This is a genomic window from Vagococcus sp. CY52-2, assembly GCF_022655055.1.
Taxonomy (GTDB): Bacteria; Bacillota; Bacilli; order Lactobacillales; family Vagococcaceae; genus Vagococcus.
The window spans coordinates 1,508,132-1,524,385 of sequence record NZ_CP093384.1 but is presented as its reverse complement, the minus strand read 5'-3'; the positions used below and the strand labels follow the sequence as shown (position 1 = coordinate 1,524,385).

The window sequence follows — 16,254 nt, the reverse complement described above, 5'->3', positions numbered from 1 at the left end:
ATAAGTGTCAATAAAAGGAGAGGGATGTGATATGTATGTATAAATCCTCTAAAGAACTTAAAATGCAAGCAAAAGAATCACTCAGAGGACGATGGAAAGAAGCAGTAATGTTGAATTTGGTACCATCAATCATTCAAATGATTTCAATGTTTTTTCTTACTATAATAATAGTGGTGTTTGGATTATTTATTGTCACGACGGCAAGTGATCAATCAAATTATTCAAAAATAGCGGGAGACGACTATGATAGTATTCAACATGAATATACATGGGAGGAAGACTTCGATGATGAATCACCTGCTTCAGACGTAGTAGCGGCAATTGCTTCAGTAGGATCTGCTCCATTAGCAGGACCTATATTTAGTTTTGTTATAACATTTTTAACAATTGGTATTTCATTTACTTTTTTAGATGTCATAAGGCGTGGAAAATCACAAGATATGTCGTTTAAAGAATCGTTTAGATTATTTAATGGAAATGATTTTGTTCCAGTATTATTGATTAATATTTTGACATATGTTTTCCAATACTTGTGGACTTTATTATTTATTATTCCAGGTATTGTAAAAGGATATTCTTATTCACAAGCAAACTTTATTTATAAAGATTTATCTTCATCTCGTGATACAAGGAGTATGGGCGCTACAAGTTTTATAACTGAAAGTCGTGAATTAATGGATGGGCATAAAGGTCGATTATTTTGGTTAGATATTAGTTTTATTGGGTGGTATTTTGTGGGAATGCTAACAATGGGAATAGGATTATTATGGATTAATCCATATATTAATGCGACGAAAGCAGCGTTCTATGATGATTTATCTAAAGGAAAATTTTTAGAAGAAGAAGTAATGGAAGAAGATGAAATTTGGACAAGTTTTTAAAGAATGAGATGATTCTCATTCTTTTTTTATTATATTGATACCTTAAAGTCAGATGAATTTAATGCATAAGTCGTATGATGAATGGCATACCAATTATCCCGAATTGGTTTTTGAATTCTATTTATAAGTAAAATAGAATCATTTACAACCTTCATTTCCACTAGAGCGACGGCTTTGGTGGTTTTTTTGTGTCTTCGTGGTATAATTGATACGAACGTATATTCTTTTTTTGGAGGTTAGTTTATGTCAAATGGGTTAAGGTTTCCGTTAATCAATGATTTATCTCGGAAAATTATTCATATTGATATGGATGCTTTTTATGCTTCTATAGAAGAAAGAGATAATCCTAGTCTAAAAGGTAAGCCGTTAGTCATTGCCAAACACCCTAATGATACAAATGGACGCGGAGTTGTCACTACAGCGAATTATGAAGCAAGAAAATACGGTATTCATTCAGCTATGAGCGCAAAAAAAGCATATGAACTATGTCCACATGCCGTGTTTGTTTCAGGAAATCGGGAATATTATGCTGAAGTTTCTAAACAAATTCATGAAGTTTTTAGAGAGTACACTGATGTAGTTGAACCTCTTTCTCTTGATGAGGCTTACCTTGACGTAACGCTTAATAAACAAGATATTAAAAGTGCAATAAAAATAGCCCGACTTATTCAATCTAAAATTTATGAGAAAGTCGAACTAACTAGTTCTGCAGGAGTCAGCTATAATAAATTTTTAGCTAAAATTGCGTCAGATTACGATAAACCTAAAGGATTAACCGTTATACTACCGAAAGAGGCACAAAAGTTTTTGTTTGAGTTACCAATTGAAAAATTTTATGGTATTGGAAAGAAGACAATTCCATTCATGCATGAAATGGGCATATACACAGGAAAAGATTTATATGACATACCCGAATTGACGTTAATCGATTGGTTTGGTAAAAAAGGATATAGCTTATATCGTAAAGTTAGAGGAATCCATAATGATCCAGTAGAAAATAATCGAGAGAGAAAATCAATAGGTAGAGAAAGAACTTTTGGAAAAATACTTATCCAAGAATTGGATGTACTAAATCATTTAAGAGAATTGTCAGAAGAAGTTAGTCAAAAACTATTGAAAAATGAATTAAAAGGAAAAACAATCGTTCTAAAGGTAAGAACTAATTCTTATGAAACAGTTACAAGAAGGATGACATTAAATAAATATATTTGTCAAACGGAAGAAATTTATTTTTATGTTAATCAATTGTGGGAAGAATTAAATTGGATAAATAGTGGTATTAGACTAGTAGGAGTAACAATCACATCTTTAGAAAAGTCTGTTTATGAAGTAATAGAATTACCTTTATTCATTAAAAAAGGATAAATAAATAAGTAATATTGAAAAAAATAAAAAAAACTGTTGACGAATTGTGACATAATTGTTATATTAGTAAATGTCCTTGAGACACAGCTTTTAAAAAGTACAACTTTTAACATTTAGCTAATAGGATTTTTATTCTAGCGAACGAATTTTCAGAAAATTTAAAAAATTCAAAAAACTGTTGACAAGTTATTATAAACTTGTTATGATATAAAAGTTGTTACGACAACAAAGTTTAGACCTTTGAAAACTGAACAAAGTAAGACGAACCAAATGTGTAGGGCGTTTCTACTATGTAGAAACAAACCATATTTAGTGAATACAATTCGCTAGCAAGTTTTAAAACAAATGAGCTAAACATCGCAAGATGTTATCAACTTTTTATTGAGAGTTTGATCCTGGCTCAGGACGAACGCTGGCGGCGTGCCTAATACATGCAAGTCGAACGCACTTCTTTTCACCGGAGCTTGCTCCACCGAAAAGAAGTGAGTGGCGGACGGGTGAGTAACACGTGGGCAACCTGCCCACCAGAGGGGGATAACACTTGGAAACAGGTGCTAATACCGCATAATTGCTTTTGCCGCATGGCGAAAGTATGAAAGACGCTTCGGTGTCACTGGTGGATGGGCCCGCGGTGCATTAGTTAGTTGGTGGGGTAACGGCCTACCAAGACCATGATGCATAGCCGACCTGAGAGGGTGATCGGCCACACTGGGACTGAGACACGGCCCAGACTCCTACGGGAGGCAGCAGTAGGGAATCTTCGGCAATGGACGAAAGTCTGACCGAGCAACGCCGCGTGAGTGAAGAAGGTTTTCGGATCGTAAAACTCTGTTGTTAGAGAAGAACAAGTGATAGAGTAACTGTTATCACCTTGACGGTATCTAACCAGAAAGCCACGGCTAACTACGTGCCAGCAGCCGCGGTAATACGTAGGTGGCAAGCGTTGTCCGGATTTATTGGGCGTAAAGCGAGCGCAGGCGGTCTTTTAAGTCTGATGTGAAAGCCCTCGGCTCAACCGAGGAAGGTCATTGGAAACTGGAGGACTTGAGTGCAGAAGAGGAGAGTGGAATTCCATGTGTAGCGGTGAAATGCGTAGATATATGGAGGAACACCAGTGGCGAAGGCGACTCTCTGGTCTGTAACTGACGCTGAGGCTCGAAAGCGTGGGGAGCAAACAGGATTAGATACCCTGGTAGTCCACGCCGTAAACGATGAGTGCTAAGTGTTGGAGGGTTTCCGCCCTTCAGTGCTGCAGTTAACGCATTAAGCACTCCGCCTGGGGAGTACGGCCGCAAGGCTGAAACTCAAAGGAATTGACGGGGGCCCGCACAAGCGGTGGAGCATGTGGTTTAATTCGAAGCAACGCGAAGAACCTTACCAGGTCTTGACATCCTTTGACCACTCTAGAGATAGAGCTTTCCCTTCGGGGACAAAGTGACAGGTGGTGCATGGTTGTCGTCAGCTCGTGTCGTGAGATGTTGGGTTAAGTCCCGCAACGAGCGCAACCCTTATTGTTAGTTGCCATCATTTAGTTGGGCACTCTAGCGAGACTGCCGGTGACAAACCGGAGGAAGGTGGGGATGACGTCAAATCATCATGCCCCTTATGACCTGGGCTACACACGTGCTACAATGGACAGTACAATGAGTTGCGAGACCGCGAGGTTTAGCTAATCTCTTAAAGCTGTTCTCAGTTCGGATTGTAGGCTGCAACTCGCCTACATGAAGCCGGAATCGCTAGTAATCGTGGATCAGCATGCCACGGTGAATACGTTCCCGGGCCTTGTACACACCGCCCGTCACACCACGAGAGTTTGTAACACCCAAAGTCGGTGAGGTAACCTTTTGGAGCCAGCCGCCTAAGGTGGGATAGATGATTGGGGTGAAGTCGTAACAAGGTAGCCGTATCGGAAGGTGCGGCTGGATCACCTCCTTTCTAAGGATAATTACGGAAAACACATTACGTTTTACTTTGTTCAGTTTTGAGAGGTCTACTCTCAAACAGATTGTTCATTGAAAACTGGATAGTTGAAGTTAGACATCAACATAAACCGAGAACACCGCGTTGAACAGTTTCTTTTAAAGAACTGTGAAATGTATTAACTATTATCTATCGCTAGTTAATAGTTAATGAAAAAAAGCTAACCGTAAGGTTAGAAAAGGTTAAGTGAATAAGGGCACACGGTGGATGCCTTGGCACTAGAAGCCGATGAAGGACGGGACTAACACCGATATGCTTCGGGGAGCTGTAAGTAAGCTATGATCCGGAGATTTCCGAATGGGGGAACCCAGTATCTTTTATAGGATATTATCTAGTAGTGAATACATAGCTATTAGAAGGTAGACGCAGAGAACTGAAACATCTAAGTACCTGTAGGAAGAGAAAGAAAAATCGATTTCCTTAGTAGCGGCGAGCGAAACGGAAACAGCCCAAACCAATAAGCTTGCTTATTGGGGTTGTAGGACTCAATTGTGGTAGCTGTTGTGGATAGTCGAATCGATCTGGAAAGGTCAGCCATAGCGGGTAAAAGCCCCGTAGATGAAATTGACAACACACCTATGAGTATCCTGAGTACGGCGGAACACGAGAAATTCCGTCGGAATCCGGGAGGACCATCTCCCAAGGCTAAATACTCTCTAGTGACCGATAGTGAACCAGTACCGTGAGGGAAAGGTGAAAAGCACCCCGGAAGGGGAGTGAAATAGAACCTGAAACCGTGTGCTTACAAGAAGTTAGAGCCCGTTAATGGGTGATAGCGTGCCTTTTGCAGAATGAACCGGCGAGTTACGATAGCATGCGAGGTTAAGCTGAAGAAGCGGAGCCGTAGCGAAAGCGAGTCTGAATAGGGCGAATGAGTATGTTGTCGTAGACCCGAAACCATGTGACCTACCCATGTCCAGGTTGAAGGTGTGGTAAAACGCACTGGAGGACCGAACCCACGTACGTTGAAAAGTGCGGGGATGAGGTGTGGGTAGCGGAGAAATTCCAAACGAACTTGGAGATAGCTGGTTCTCTCCGAAATAGCTTTAGGGCTAGCCTCGGATTTGAGAATGATGGAGGTAGAGCACTGTTTGGACTAGGGGCCCGTCTTGGGTTACCGAATTCAGATAAACTCCGAATGCCATTCATTTATATCCGGGAGTCAGACAGTGAGTGATAAGATCCATTGTCGAAAGGGAAACAGCCCAGACCACCAGCTAAGGTCCCAAAATACATGTTAAGTGGAAAAGGATGTGAGGGTGCACAAACAACTAGGATGTTGGCTCAGAAGCAGCCACCATTTAAAGAGTGCGTAATAGCTCACTAGTCGAGTGCCCTTGCGCCGAAAATGTACCGGGGCTAAACATGTTACCGAAGCTGTGGATAGAACCTTTGGTTCTATGGTAGGAGAGCGTTCTAAGGGCGTTGAAGCTGGATCGTAAGGACTGGTGGAGCGCTTAGAAGTGAGAATGCCGGTATGAGTAGCGAAAGACAGGTGAGAATCCTGTCCACCGAATGACTAAGGTTTCCTGGGGAAGGCTCGTCCTCCCAGGGTTAGTCGGGACCTAAGCTGAGGCCGATAGGCGTAGGCGATGGACAACAGGTTGAGATTCCTGTACTCGTTTGTTTTGTTTGAACAATGGAGGGACACAGGAGGCTATGAGATCGTGCGACTGGAAGTGCACGTTCAAGCAACAAGTTTTGATAAGAGTCAAATGCTTTTATCTTTAAGAACAAGTTGTGATGAGTAGGGAAATAGAGTACCGAAGTCTCAATGTCACACTGTCAAGAAAAGCTTCTAGTTAGAAACAAATGACCCGTACCGCAAACCGACACAGGTAGTCGAGGAGAGAATCCTAAGGTGAGCGAGAGAACTCTCGTTAAGGAACTCGGCAAAATGACCCCGTAACTTCGGGAGAAGGGGTGCTGAACGCAAGTTCAGCCGCAGTGAATAGGCCCAAGCGACTGTTTATCAAAAACACAGGTCTCTGCAAAATCGAAAGATGACGTATAGGGGCTGACGCCTGCCCGGTGCTGGAAGGTTAAGAGGATGGGTTAGCAATAGCGAAGCTCAAAATTGAAGCCCCAGTAAACGGCGGCCGTAACTATAACGGTCCTAAGGTAGCGAAATTCCTTGTCGGGTAAGTTCCGACCCGCACGAAAGGCGTAACGATTTGGGCACTGTCTCAACGAGAGACTCGGTGAAATTTTAGTACCTGTGAAGATGCAGGTTACCCGCGACAGGACGGAAAGACCCCATGGAGCTTTACTGTAGTTTGATATTGAATGTTTGTAACACATGTACAGGATAGGTAGGAGCCGTAGAAATCGGAACGCTAGTTTCGATGGAGGCGCTGGTGGGATACTACCCTTGTGTTATGACCATTCTAACCCGCACCACTTATCGTGGTGGGAGACAGTGTCAGATGGACAGTTTGACTGGGGCGGTCGCCTCCCAAAAGGTAACGGAGGCGCCCAAAGGTTCCCTCAGAATGGTTGGAAATCATTCGTAGAGTGCAAAGGCAGAAGGGAGCTTGACTGCGAGAGTTACAACTCGAGCAGGGACGAAAGTCGGGCTTAGTGATCCGGTGGTTCCGCATGGAAGGGCCATCGCTCAACGGATAAAAGCTACCCTGGGGATAACAGGCTTATCTCCCCCAAGAGTTCACATCGACGGGGAGGTTTGGCACCTCGATGTCGGCTCGTCGCATCCTGGGGCTGTAGTCGGTCCCAAGGGTTGGGCTGTTCGCCCATTAAAGCGGCACGCGAGCTGGGTTCAGAACGTCGTGAGACAGTTCGGTCCCTATCCGTCGCGGGCGTTGGAAATTTGAGAGGAGCTGTCCTTAGTACGAGAGGACCGGGATGGACATACCTCTGGTGTACCAGTTGTTCTGCCAAGGGCATTGCTGGGTAGCTATGTATGGACGGGATAAACGCTGAAAGCATCTAAGCGTGAAGCCCCCCTCAAGATGAGATTTCCCATTCCTTTAAGGAAGTAAGACCCCTGAAAGATGATCAGGTAGATAGGCTAGAAGTGGAAGTACAGTGATGTATGGAGCGGACTAGTACTAATCGGTCGAGGACTTAACCAAGATAGCGGTGGACAATTATATTGATACTAACTTAACATCCAGTTTTGAGTGAATCATCACTCAATAAAAAGCATATAAGTGCGGTGACGATGGCAAGAAGGATACACCTGTAACCATGCCGAACACAGAAGTTAAGCTTCTTAGCGCCGAGGGTAGTGAAGGGTTTCCCTTTGTGAGAGTAGGACGTTGCCGTGCTTTTTGTATTAATTTAAATATTAACGAGAGAGGGGGGTACATTTAATTATGTTATCTCCTTTTTTTGTTATAATAGACATGTTAATAATAATAAAGTGAGAATAAAGAATGAAATCACACAAAATATTATAAAATATAGTAGAAATATGATAAACTCATATATGAGGTTTTTTAATATTTGACTATTATTGTTGACAATAGTATTTACACTAAACTAGTCAAAGATTTATAAAAAATAGGTCTCAAGACCTATTATAAATTCAATCATATGCTTGATATAATTTAACTTAAATGATTGTAAAATGAGTTGAAAGTAAAGGAGTGCTATGTATGGAATTAAAAAAAATTGAAGTGCCAGAAAATACAAAAAGATGGATGAGTTTTGTTGGAAAAACACTTTTTTATGCAGCCATAATACTTGTATTAATTTATTTGTATCAATATAGCCATGTTGGTGGGGGCTCTTTCATATATAATCAATTTTAAAAAGGAGCTAGTAAATAATGTTAAATAAAATTTTAGAAAAAATTAAAGATATTTCATTAAATAGTGAAGAAACCATCTTTTTTGAAGAAAATAATCGTCGATACACTTATAAAGAGTTAGATAAATTATCAGATTCTCTCGCTGGATTTTTAGAAGAAAGGTACCCAGTGAAAACGCCTATTATTGTCTACGGTGGGCAAGAGGCTTTAATGGTTATTTCTTTTTTAGCTTGTACTAAATCGGGTCATTCATACGTGCCTGTTGATGATCACACACCTAAAGAACGAGTATCGATGATTGTTGAAGAAGCAAATGCTTCTTGTGTTTTATCTTTGTCTGATTGGCCATTAGATACAAAAGAAGTTTATGATAGACAAACAGTTATTTCTTTGATGAATGATGAAAAAGAATATTTAGCAAAACAAGTGGTGTGTGAAAATGATGTGTATTATATTATTTTTACATCTGGAACAACTGGAAAGCCAAAAGGGGTGCAAATCACTTATAATAATTTAATTAGTTTTACCAATTGGATGTTGAGTGATTTTTGTTTGAAAAAAAATCAACGTTTTTTATGTCAAGCACCATTTTCATTTGATTTATCAGTAATGGATTTGTATCCTGCTTTATTATCAGCTGGAACTCTTATTCCAATGCCGAAAACGATGATTGAGAATTTTCCATTATTATTCAAATCAATTCCAGAAATGGCCTTGAATGTCTGGGTATCAACTCCTTCATTAATTGAAATGGTATTATTGAATCCAGAATTTGATTCTGAACATTTACCAACATTAGAAAATTTTGAATTTTGTGGCGAAGAATTACCAAAAAATACTGCTCAAAAATTGTTAGACCGTTTCCCTAATGCTAAAATTTATAATACATATGGTCCAACAGAAACAACTGTTGCTATTACTAATATTATCATCACGCAAGATGTTTTAGATAACTATGAACGAGTACCACTTGGAAAAGTTAAAAGTGATACAACAATTCATATTTTGAATGATCAGGGTGAAAAATTACCTAGTGGTGAAATTGGTGAAATTGTTATTTCTGGTCCAAGTGTATCTATAGGTTATTTTAATAATTCTGAAAAAACAAAAGAGGTGTTCTTTGAATTTGAAGGGGTACCTTCCTATCGAACCGGAGATGCAGGTTTAATCAAAGACGATTTGTTATTTTATAAAGGAAGAATGGATTTTCAAATTAAGTTAAATGGTTATAGGATGGAATTAGGTGATATTGATCACCATTTAATCACTCTGCCAGAAATTCGTTCGGCATGTTCTGTTCCAAAATATAATAAGTCTGGTAAGGTACAACAATTATTAGCTTATGTGGTGTTGGAAACACCTGTTGAAAAAGCAGATGAAAAAAGCTTGATTCAAAAATTAAAAGAGGACTTAAATAAAACAGTAATGGATTATATGGTGCCACATCGTTTTGTCTTTGTTGAAAGTCTTCCAATGACACAAAACGGAAAAATAGATCGTAAAAAGTTAATAAATGAGGTGAATAGTTAATGAGTCAGCTAGCACAGTTGATCCCATACTTGACTCCTTATGAAAAACCTTTTTATTTTATTATATTAGGTGTATTATTTATTCCATCGATTCTTTTATCCTTAAATGGTAAAAGAATGATGTGGTATCAAAATTTTTTAACTATTTTCTTTTTATGGATTAGTTTTGGTGGCCCAAATTCAAAACAGGGATTGGCTTTAATTGCCTACATGATTTGGCAAACACTATTAACGGCTATATACTTTAAATACAGACAAAAAGATAATAAAAGTAGTATTTTTTACTTAGCAGTTTTGCTAAATCTATTGCCTATGATTATCATTAAGCTTTCACCATTTTTTGGTTCTCAGTCGATTTTAGCTTTTCTAGGTTATTCTTATTTAACCTTTAAATCTGTTCAAGTCGTGATGGAAATACGTGACGGGATATTAAAGGAATTTAATATTAAATATTATATTCAATTTTTAATTTTCTTTCCAACTATTTCATCTGGTCCAATTGATCGTTATCGTCGATTTTTAAAAGATTATTTAAATCCGCCAGATAAAGAAAAATATGTAGAGTTGTTACAAAAAGGCATTCATTATATATTCTTAGGTTTATTATATAAATTTATTATAGGATATGTTTTAGGTAGTCAATTATTACCAACTGTTCAAGGAGTTGCACTAGGTGGAACGGCTCCTGTTCTTGGAACAATTGGGTATATGTATGTGTATAGTTTTTATTTATTTTTTGATTTTGCTGGTTATAGTTTGTTTGCAGTAGGGACAAGTTATTTACTTGGTTATGAAACACCCATGAACTTTAATAAACCATTTATTAGTCCCAACATCAAAGAATTTTGGAATAGATGGCACATCACTTTATCATTTTGGTTTAGAGATTATGTTTACATGAGATTGATGTTTACGTTATTAAAGAAAAAAATATTTAAGAGTCGTGTTGTGGCTTCAAACGTTGGGTATTTCGGCCTGTTCCTGTTAATGGGGTTATGGCATGGATTAACCTGGTATTATATTGTATATGGTATTTACCATGCTTTATTAATTTGTATTAATGATGCTTGGTTGAGATATAAAAAGAAACATAAAGACACATTGCCAAGTAATCGTTGGACTCATGCTTTAGCAATTTTTATTACATTTAATGCAGTATGTTTTAGTTTCTTGATATTCTCAGGATTTTTAGATACATTAATTAAGCACTTTATTTTAGTATAGGAGATGGGTAAAAATGAACGTAAAAGAGACAGTTTTAAGTATTTTAGAAGATTTAACAGGAAGTGATTTTTCAGATCAAATGACTGTTGATTTATATGAAGAAGGTATTTTAGATTCAATGGCTACTGTTCAATTGTTAGTAGAAATTGATGGTCAATTAGGTATAACTGTTCCTGTTTCAGAATATGAAAGAAGCGAGTGGGCGACTCCTGAACAAATTATTGCACAGGTTGAAGCTTTACAATCATGACACTAAAGAAAAAAATATTTTTCGCTGTTGGACCATTCGCTTTAGCAGCTTTGTTCATAGTAGTTTTATTGTATTCGCCACTAGAATTTATTAAGGAACCTTCAGAAAAGAAAGTACATGAAGCTGCATCGTCTATGTCTGTTAATGTATTAAAAGGATCTGAAATAAAAAGAGAAGCAATGGAATCTGGAAAGTATTTACCATTCTTTGGTTCATCTGAATTAAGTCGTGTGAATCCTTTTCATCCATCTGTAATGGCAAAAAAATATGATAGATCTTATGAACCGTTCCTCTTAGGAGCGCCAGGAACGCAATCTTTAACGCACTTTTTTATGTTAAATTCTGTTAAAAAACCATTAGAAAATAAAAAAGTTGTATTTATTATTTCTCCACAATGGTTTGTTAAAAAAGGTGTATCAGATCCCATGTACTCACTTTTTTATTCACCGATTGAAACGTATGAATGGTTAGTAGATTTAGATGAAACTGATCAAACTGATCAATATATTGCTGGTCGGTTACTTGAATTTGAAAGTGTAAAATCTGATACTCAGTTAAAGAAAATGTTGTTAAAATTAAAAAATGGCGAAGAACTATCAAAAGCTGATAGAAGAAAAGCTTATTATAAATATAAACGACTTCGAAATGAAGATTTACTATTTGGTCAAATTGGAATTGTTTCTAAGAATAAACGAATTGATAAACAAGCAACATATTTACCAAATCAATATAATTTTAATGAGCTTGATGCATTAGCTTATAAAATTGGACAAGAGAAAACGAATAATAACCCATTTGAAATTTCAAATGGATTTTACTCAAATAGAATTATGCCGATGAAAGGGAGGTTAAAGGATTCTCAAAAGAAATTTAACTATATCTCTTCACCAGAATATGCAGATTTTGAGGCTTTCTTAGAATTGCTTGATAAAAATAATATTGATGCCATGTTTGTTATTCCACCGGTGAATAAGTTGTGGTCTGATTATACAGGCTTATCAACTGAGATGTTAGATGATTTTTCTAAAAAAATTAATTATCAATTAACGTCACAAGGCTTTAATAATGTTGTCGATTTTACTGATAAACGTGGTGAAAAATTCTTCATGGAAGACACGATTCACATTGGTTGGCGTGGATGGTTAGAAATGGATACTCATTTACAAGAGTTTCTGAAGTCTAATAAAAAGCCTGATTATAAAATGAATCCAGAATTATTCTTTAGTAAAGAATGGCAGACAGAACAATATAAATAAACAAACACTCCATTTACCTAAACAGTAAGTGGAGTTTTTTGTATTTTTAGAGAGTCTAAAAAGAATCGCGTGGATGTGGGAGTATCCTTGAATTTCAGTGGAACAAAGTATAGCTTATGGGTCTGAATAGCAAAAATTGTCAGCTGAGGAAATAAAACAAAAAGTCACTACATTGATTACTCAGGTTGGATTGATAGGATTAGAAACTATGAACTATCTGGCGGCATGAAACAATGTTTATATAGCGCTAGAGCGATGTTAAATGAACCCTTTAGTTGTATTAGATGCGATTACAAGATGAAATAGGCAAGGCTTATTGCGATGTCTGTGGAAAGAAAAACATCAAAGTATTTTTATGATTACCCATGATATAGAAAAAGCACCTAAACTAAGTACAAGAGTATTAGTTTTACCGAAAAAATAGCACAAGATTTACATATGAGCCTGATACAGATGAGATATTTCAATAAAATAAATTATTGTTATTAAATGATATTATGTAATTGTTAAAATAAGACTAAACAGTTTAACTATGACTTGATTATTAAAACATAATATGACAAAATAATGCTACCTTGATTATAAGGAGCAATGCATGAGTGAGTAAAAAAATAATAAAACGGTGTATTTTATTTTTGACATTAGTATTTTTGATTGCATGTAGTTGGTATGTTTGGCAGTTAAAAAAACATGTTACCCAAACATTAAAATGGGAACCTTTAGTGAAGACTGTTCTAGAAGAAGAAAATATGGATCAATATGAAGACCTTGTATTAGCCATTATATTTACGGAAACAAAAGGCAACAGTGTAGACGTTATGCAGAGTAGTGAAAGTAAGTATGGTGAACAAAATAAAATAACAACAGAAAAAGAGAGTATCACAAGTGGTGTGACACATTTAGCAGAGGCAATCAAGTATGCACTTGATAATGGGTGTGATATTTGGACAGGAGTTCAAGCGTATAATTTTGGTACAAGCTATGTGGATTATGTAGTCACTCATGGTGAGAAAAATTCTTTAGAATTAGCTCAAACTTATTCTAAAGAGGTGTTAGCACCTATGTTAGGAAATGCAACAGGTGCAACATATCATTATTATGAACCGATTGCATTATTTCATAATGGTGGTAAATTATATCAAAATGGTGGGAATTTCTTTTATGCGGAACTTGTTAAACGAAATATGAAGATTATTAACATATTATCATAGAAAACTCCTAATGGTATCTAGCCATTAGGAGTTTTTATTGAATGATTTAAATAAGACTTTTCGTCCATTTAATGGTTGGGTATGACGAGCATTATTAGCATGGAAATGTTTTAAAGTTTGAATTTGTTTGGCAGAAATTTCCACAGTTTCTCTAAAGAGATACCATTCGACATTTTCAGTAAGTGGAGGTGTTGTTAAAGAGCCTAGATAGTGATAATAATCAGAAATTTTAGGTAATAAGTCATACAGATACACATTGTGAATGGATTTATTTGTGTTCACAGCATCTAGTAATGTTTGAAGTGTCTCATTATGAGCACCTTCAATTAAGAATACACCTAAAACAGCTAAACGACCATTTTGTGCCTCATGAACAAAATGAAGTTCAGCATCAGATAGTTTACCATCAATTTTATGTTCGCTATGAGTATGAAAATGGAATTGTTGTAGGTTGAAAAAACGATTGTTAATATTAGCTGTTCCTGTAGCTAATCCTTGAATAGCTGAGCCAGTATCAAAAATAGCATCCACTGTACGAGAATAGGTTAGTTGTAACTTCCCCATATCCATCATTGGTTCCAAGGTACTTGTATCTATATCAATAGGTGATTGCGACATTGAGTGTTCACAACACCAGTCATGTTGATTAACGTAGTTCCAGTCAAGTATTGGTGCATTAAAATGTTTCATTCAAAAACTCCTTTTCAATCATTCAACTTTATTGTTATCAAAATTTTATCTGAAATGAATTCTTTTCGCCAAGTCAGACGTCTTGAAAAATAGTATTGTAAAGAATGTTTATTATTTAATGATATATAAATGAACAAGAAGGTGATATAACAAAAATGACACAGAATAAATAAATTATTTATCCCCTTTATGACATGTTTTAGTATATAATATTAAGAGTGAGGTGATATAATGTACAAAGTGAAGAATAGTATAAAAAGGTCACTTGAATTCATAAAAGATGGGGTAAGTTCATCTAAAAGTGTTATATTGGCCAACGTTATCATATTATTTATCATGGCACCTTTTATGGTTACATTAACTCGTTTTATTTTAAAAATGGGAGATATCCCTTATTTGTCTTATGATACTGTGGGATTAATTCTTTTTCATCATCCAATTGTGCTTTTTTTAATGATTATGATGTTATTTTTATTAGTGTTTACAATATATTTTGAGTATACGTTTTTACTACTGACGATGTACTTTGTAAAACATAAAGTAGCAATATCTTTGAGGCAATTAGCTAAGGAAACTATTTTCCAGATGAAAAAATTAAAAATTAGTAATTTTTTATTTTTTTTGTGTTATTTTATTTTATTAGGCTCAATAGGAGCAATAAGATTTAATTCGGACCTATTATCAAAATTTAAAATACCAATTTTTATTGTTGATTTTATTTTTGAGAATCGTGTTATTTTTATTATACTATTTATTTTAGCTTATGTAAGTTTAATAGCAATAGCCATTCGTTTGATGTTTACATTACCGTTAATGATTTTTAAGGACTACACTTTTAAAAAGGCTAGCCAAACAAGTTGGTATTTAACCAAAAAACATTTAAAAACGATTATCATTCAATTTATTTCGGTAATGGGTACAATCGCCATAATAGCTGTGGTGGTCAATGGATTGCTAATAGGAATACAAGAGGTGGTAGATACTTATTATCAATCATCTAGTTTTTATGTGGCAATTGTATTATTAACACTCCTTCAATTTAATTGGGTATTTAATTTAGTTTTAACGACGATTGGAATTTTCTTTATTACGATTTCATATTTAGATAAATCAGGTTATCTACCAAATACCAATGATATGTTTCCATTGATTAATAAAACAACGTTTAAACAAGTAACCTGGCCACAAAAAATAATCGTTACACTTGGTGGAATCTGGTTAATCATCAGTGTCTTATCATACAATTATTTATTTTTAACCCAGCCAAGTATTCATCGACCGTTAACAATCTCACATCGAGGAGTTGATAATGGGAACCATGTACAAAACTCAATAGAGGCATTGGAGATGACAAGTAAGAAAACACGGCCTAATTTTGTTGAAATGGATGTGCAAGAGACAAAAGATAAGGAATTTATTGTGATGCATGATTTTAAACTAAATCAGTTAGTTAAACAAAAAGGTCGTCCAAATGAATTTACACGAGAAGAATTACAACATATGACAGCCAAAGAAAATGGCAAACAAGCACATTTGGTATCTTTTGATGACTATTTAAAACGAGCTAAGGAGCTAAACCAAAAATTATTGATTGAAATCAAAGCAACAAAACAAGATAGCCCTGATATGGTCGAGCGGTTTATAAAAAAATATTACGATACGATAAAAGAAGAAGGGCATGAAATTCAGTCATTGTCTTTTGATGTGGTAAAAGAATTAAAAGAAAAAAAACCCGATTTATATGTGGGATATATTATGCCTTTCACATTAGCTGGCCCTCCTGAAGGAAAGATGGATTTTTATTCGGTTGAATACACAACACTTACAAAAAACTTGGTTCAGTCTATGCATAATCAAGAGAAGAAAGTTTATGTGTGGACATTAAACGATACAGATACCATTAATCGTATGATTTTTTATGGAGTAGATGGAGTAATTACTGATAATATGACGTTATTAAATACTGTGCTTTCAAGGGATATTAAAGAAACGACTTATGCTGATAAGTTATTATATTTCTTGGTAGGAATTGGTTAACTCATTTGTTTCAAATAAAAATGGCATAACAGCCATTTTTTTTATATAATGAAGTGAGA

General features: G+C 36.0%; 10 protein-coding genes and 3 rRNA genes. 12 read left to right on the top strand and 1 reads right to left on the bottom strand.

All coding sequences use genetic code 11. The features are described from left to right. Window positions 1–35 precede the first annotated feature (35 nt). The 11 genes from MN187_RS07415 (at window position 36) to MN187_RS07365 (ending at window position 13,468) form a co-directional block, all read left to right on the top strand. Entirely contained in the window at window positions 36–881 is an 846-nt protein-coding gene (locus tag MN187_RS07415) for a DUF975 family protein (protein ID WP_117973200.1), read from the top strand. 243 nt (window positions 882–1,124) lie between these two features. After that, window positions 1,125–2,246, top strand: coding sequence for a DNA polymerase IV (dinB, locus tag MN187_RS07410; protein WP_242093721.1), 1,122 nt, complete (start codon window positions 1,125–1,127; stop codon window positions 2,244–2,246). A gap of 377 nt (window positions 2,247–2,623) precedes the next feature. Next, window positions 2,624–4,181, top strand: a 16S ribosomal RNA gene (locus MN187_RS07405). A 225-nt stretch (window positions 4,182–4,406) separates the two neighbouring features. Further along, window positions 4,407–7,318, top strand: a 23S ribosomal RNA gene (locus tag MN187_RS07400). A gap of 79 nt (window positions 7,319–7,397) precedes the next feature. Then, window positions 7,398–7,513, top strand: a 5S ribosomal RNA gene (gene rrf / locus MN187_RS07395). Together the 16S, 23S and 5S rRNA genes form the textbook arrangement of a ribosomal RNA operon. Before the next feature lie 330 nt (window positions 7,514–7,843). Beyond that, window positions 7,844–7,999 carry a teichoic acid D-Ala incorporation-associated protein DltX gene (locus MN187_RS07390; protein ID WP_117974196.1) on the top strand — a complete coding sequence of 52 codons (156 nt, stop codon included), beginning with the start codon at window positions 7,844–7,846 and terminating at the stop codon, window positions 7,997–7,999. A 17-nt stretch (window positions 8,000–8,016) separates the two neighbouring features. Then, a complete protein-coding gene (gene dltA, locus MN187_RS07385; RefSeq protein ID WP_242093719.1) occupies window positions 8,017–9,528 on the top strand; it encodes a D-alanine--poly(phosphoribitol) ligase subunit DltA in 1,512 nt (503 codons plus the stop codon). Then, complete coding sequence (gene dltB, locus MN187_RS07380) at window positions 9,528–10,751, top strand: D-alanyl-lipoteichoic acid biosynthesis protein DltB (protein ID WP_117974200.1); 1,224 nt, start codon at window positions 9,528–9,530, stop codon at window positions 10,749–10,751. The genes dltA and dltB overlap by 1 nt, the downstream gene beginning before the upstream one ends. Window positions 10,752–10,764: 13 nt before the next feature. Continuing rightward, window positions 10,765–11,001, top strand: a complete 237-nt coding sequence (gene dltC / locus MN187_RS07375) for a D-alanine--poly(phosphoribitol) ligase subunit DltC (protein ID WP_117974202.1) — start codon at window positions 10,765–10,767, stop codon at window positions 10,999–11,001. Further along, on the top strand, window positions 10,998–12,257 hold the full coding sequence (gene dltD / locus MN187_RS07370) for a D-alanyl-lipoteichoic acid biosynthesis protein DltD (protein ID WP_117974204.1): 1,260 nt from the start codon (window positions 10,998–11,000) through the stop codon (window positions 12,255–12,257). The genes dltC and dltD overlap by 4 nt, the downstream gene beginning before the upstream one ends. A gap of 599 nt (window positions 12,258–12,856) precedes the next feature. Further along, window positions 12,857–13,468 carry a lysozyme family protein gene (locus MN187_RS07365; RefSeq protein ID WP_242093717.1) on the top strand — a complete coding sequence of 204 codons (612 nt, stop codon included), beginning with the start codon at window positions 12,857–12,859 and terminating at the stop codon, window positions 13,466–13,468. Between the two features lie 24 nt (window positions 13,469–13,492). On the opposite strand, the gene MN187_RS07360 is transcribed toward MN187_RS07365, so the two are convergent. Continuing rightward, entirely contained in the window at window positions 13,493–14,158 is a 666-nt protein-coding gene (locus tag MN187_RS07360) for a carbonic anhydrase family protein (RefSeq protein WP_117974208.1), read from the bottom strand. 231 nt (window positions 14,159–14,389) lie between these two features. On the opposite strand from MN187_RS07360, the gene MN187_RS07355 reads away from it, so the two are divergent. Further along, window positions 14,390–16,195: a glycerophosphoryl diester phosphodiesterase membrane domain-containing protein gene (locus MN187_RS07355; protein ID WP_241699211.1), complete on the top strand. Its 1,806-nt coding sequence runs from the start codon at window positions 14,390–14,392 to the stop codon at window positions 16,193–16,195. The last annotated feature ends 59 nt before the right edge of the window (window positions 16,196–16,254 follow it).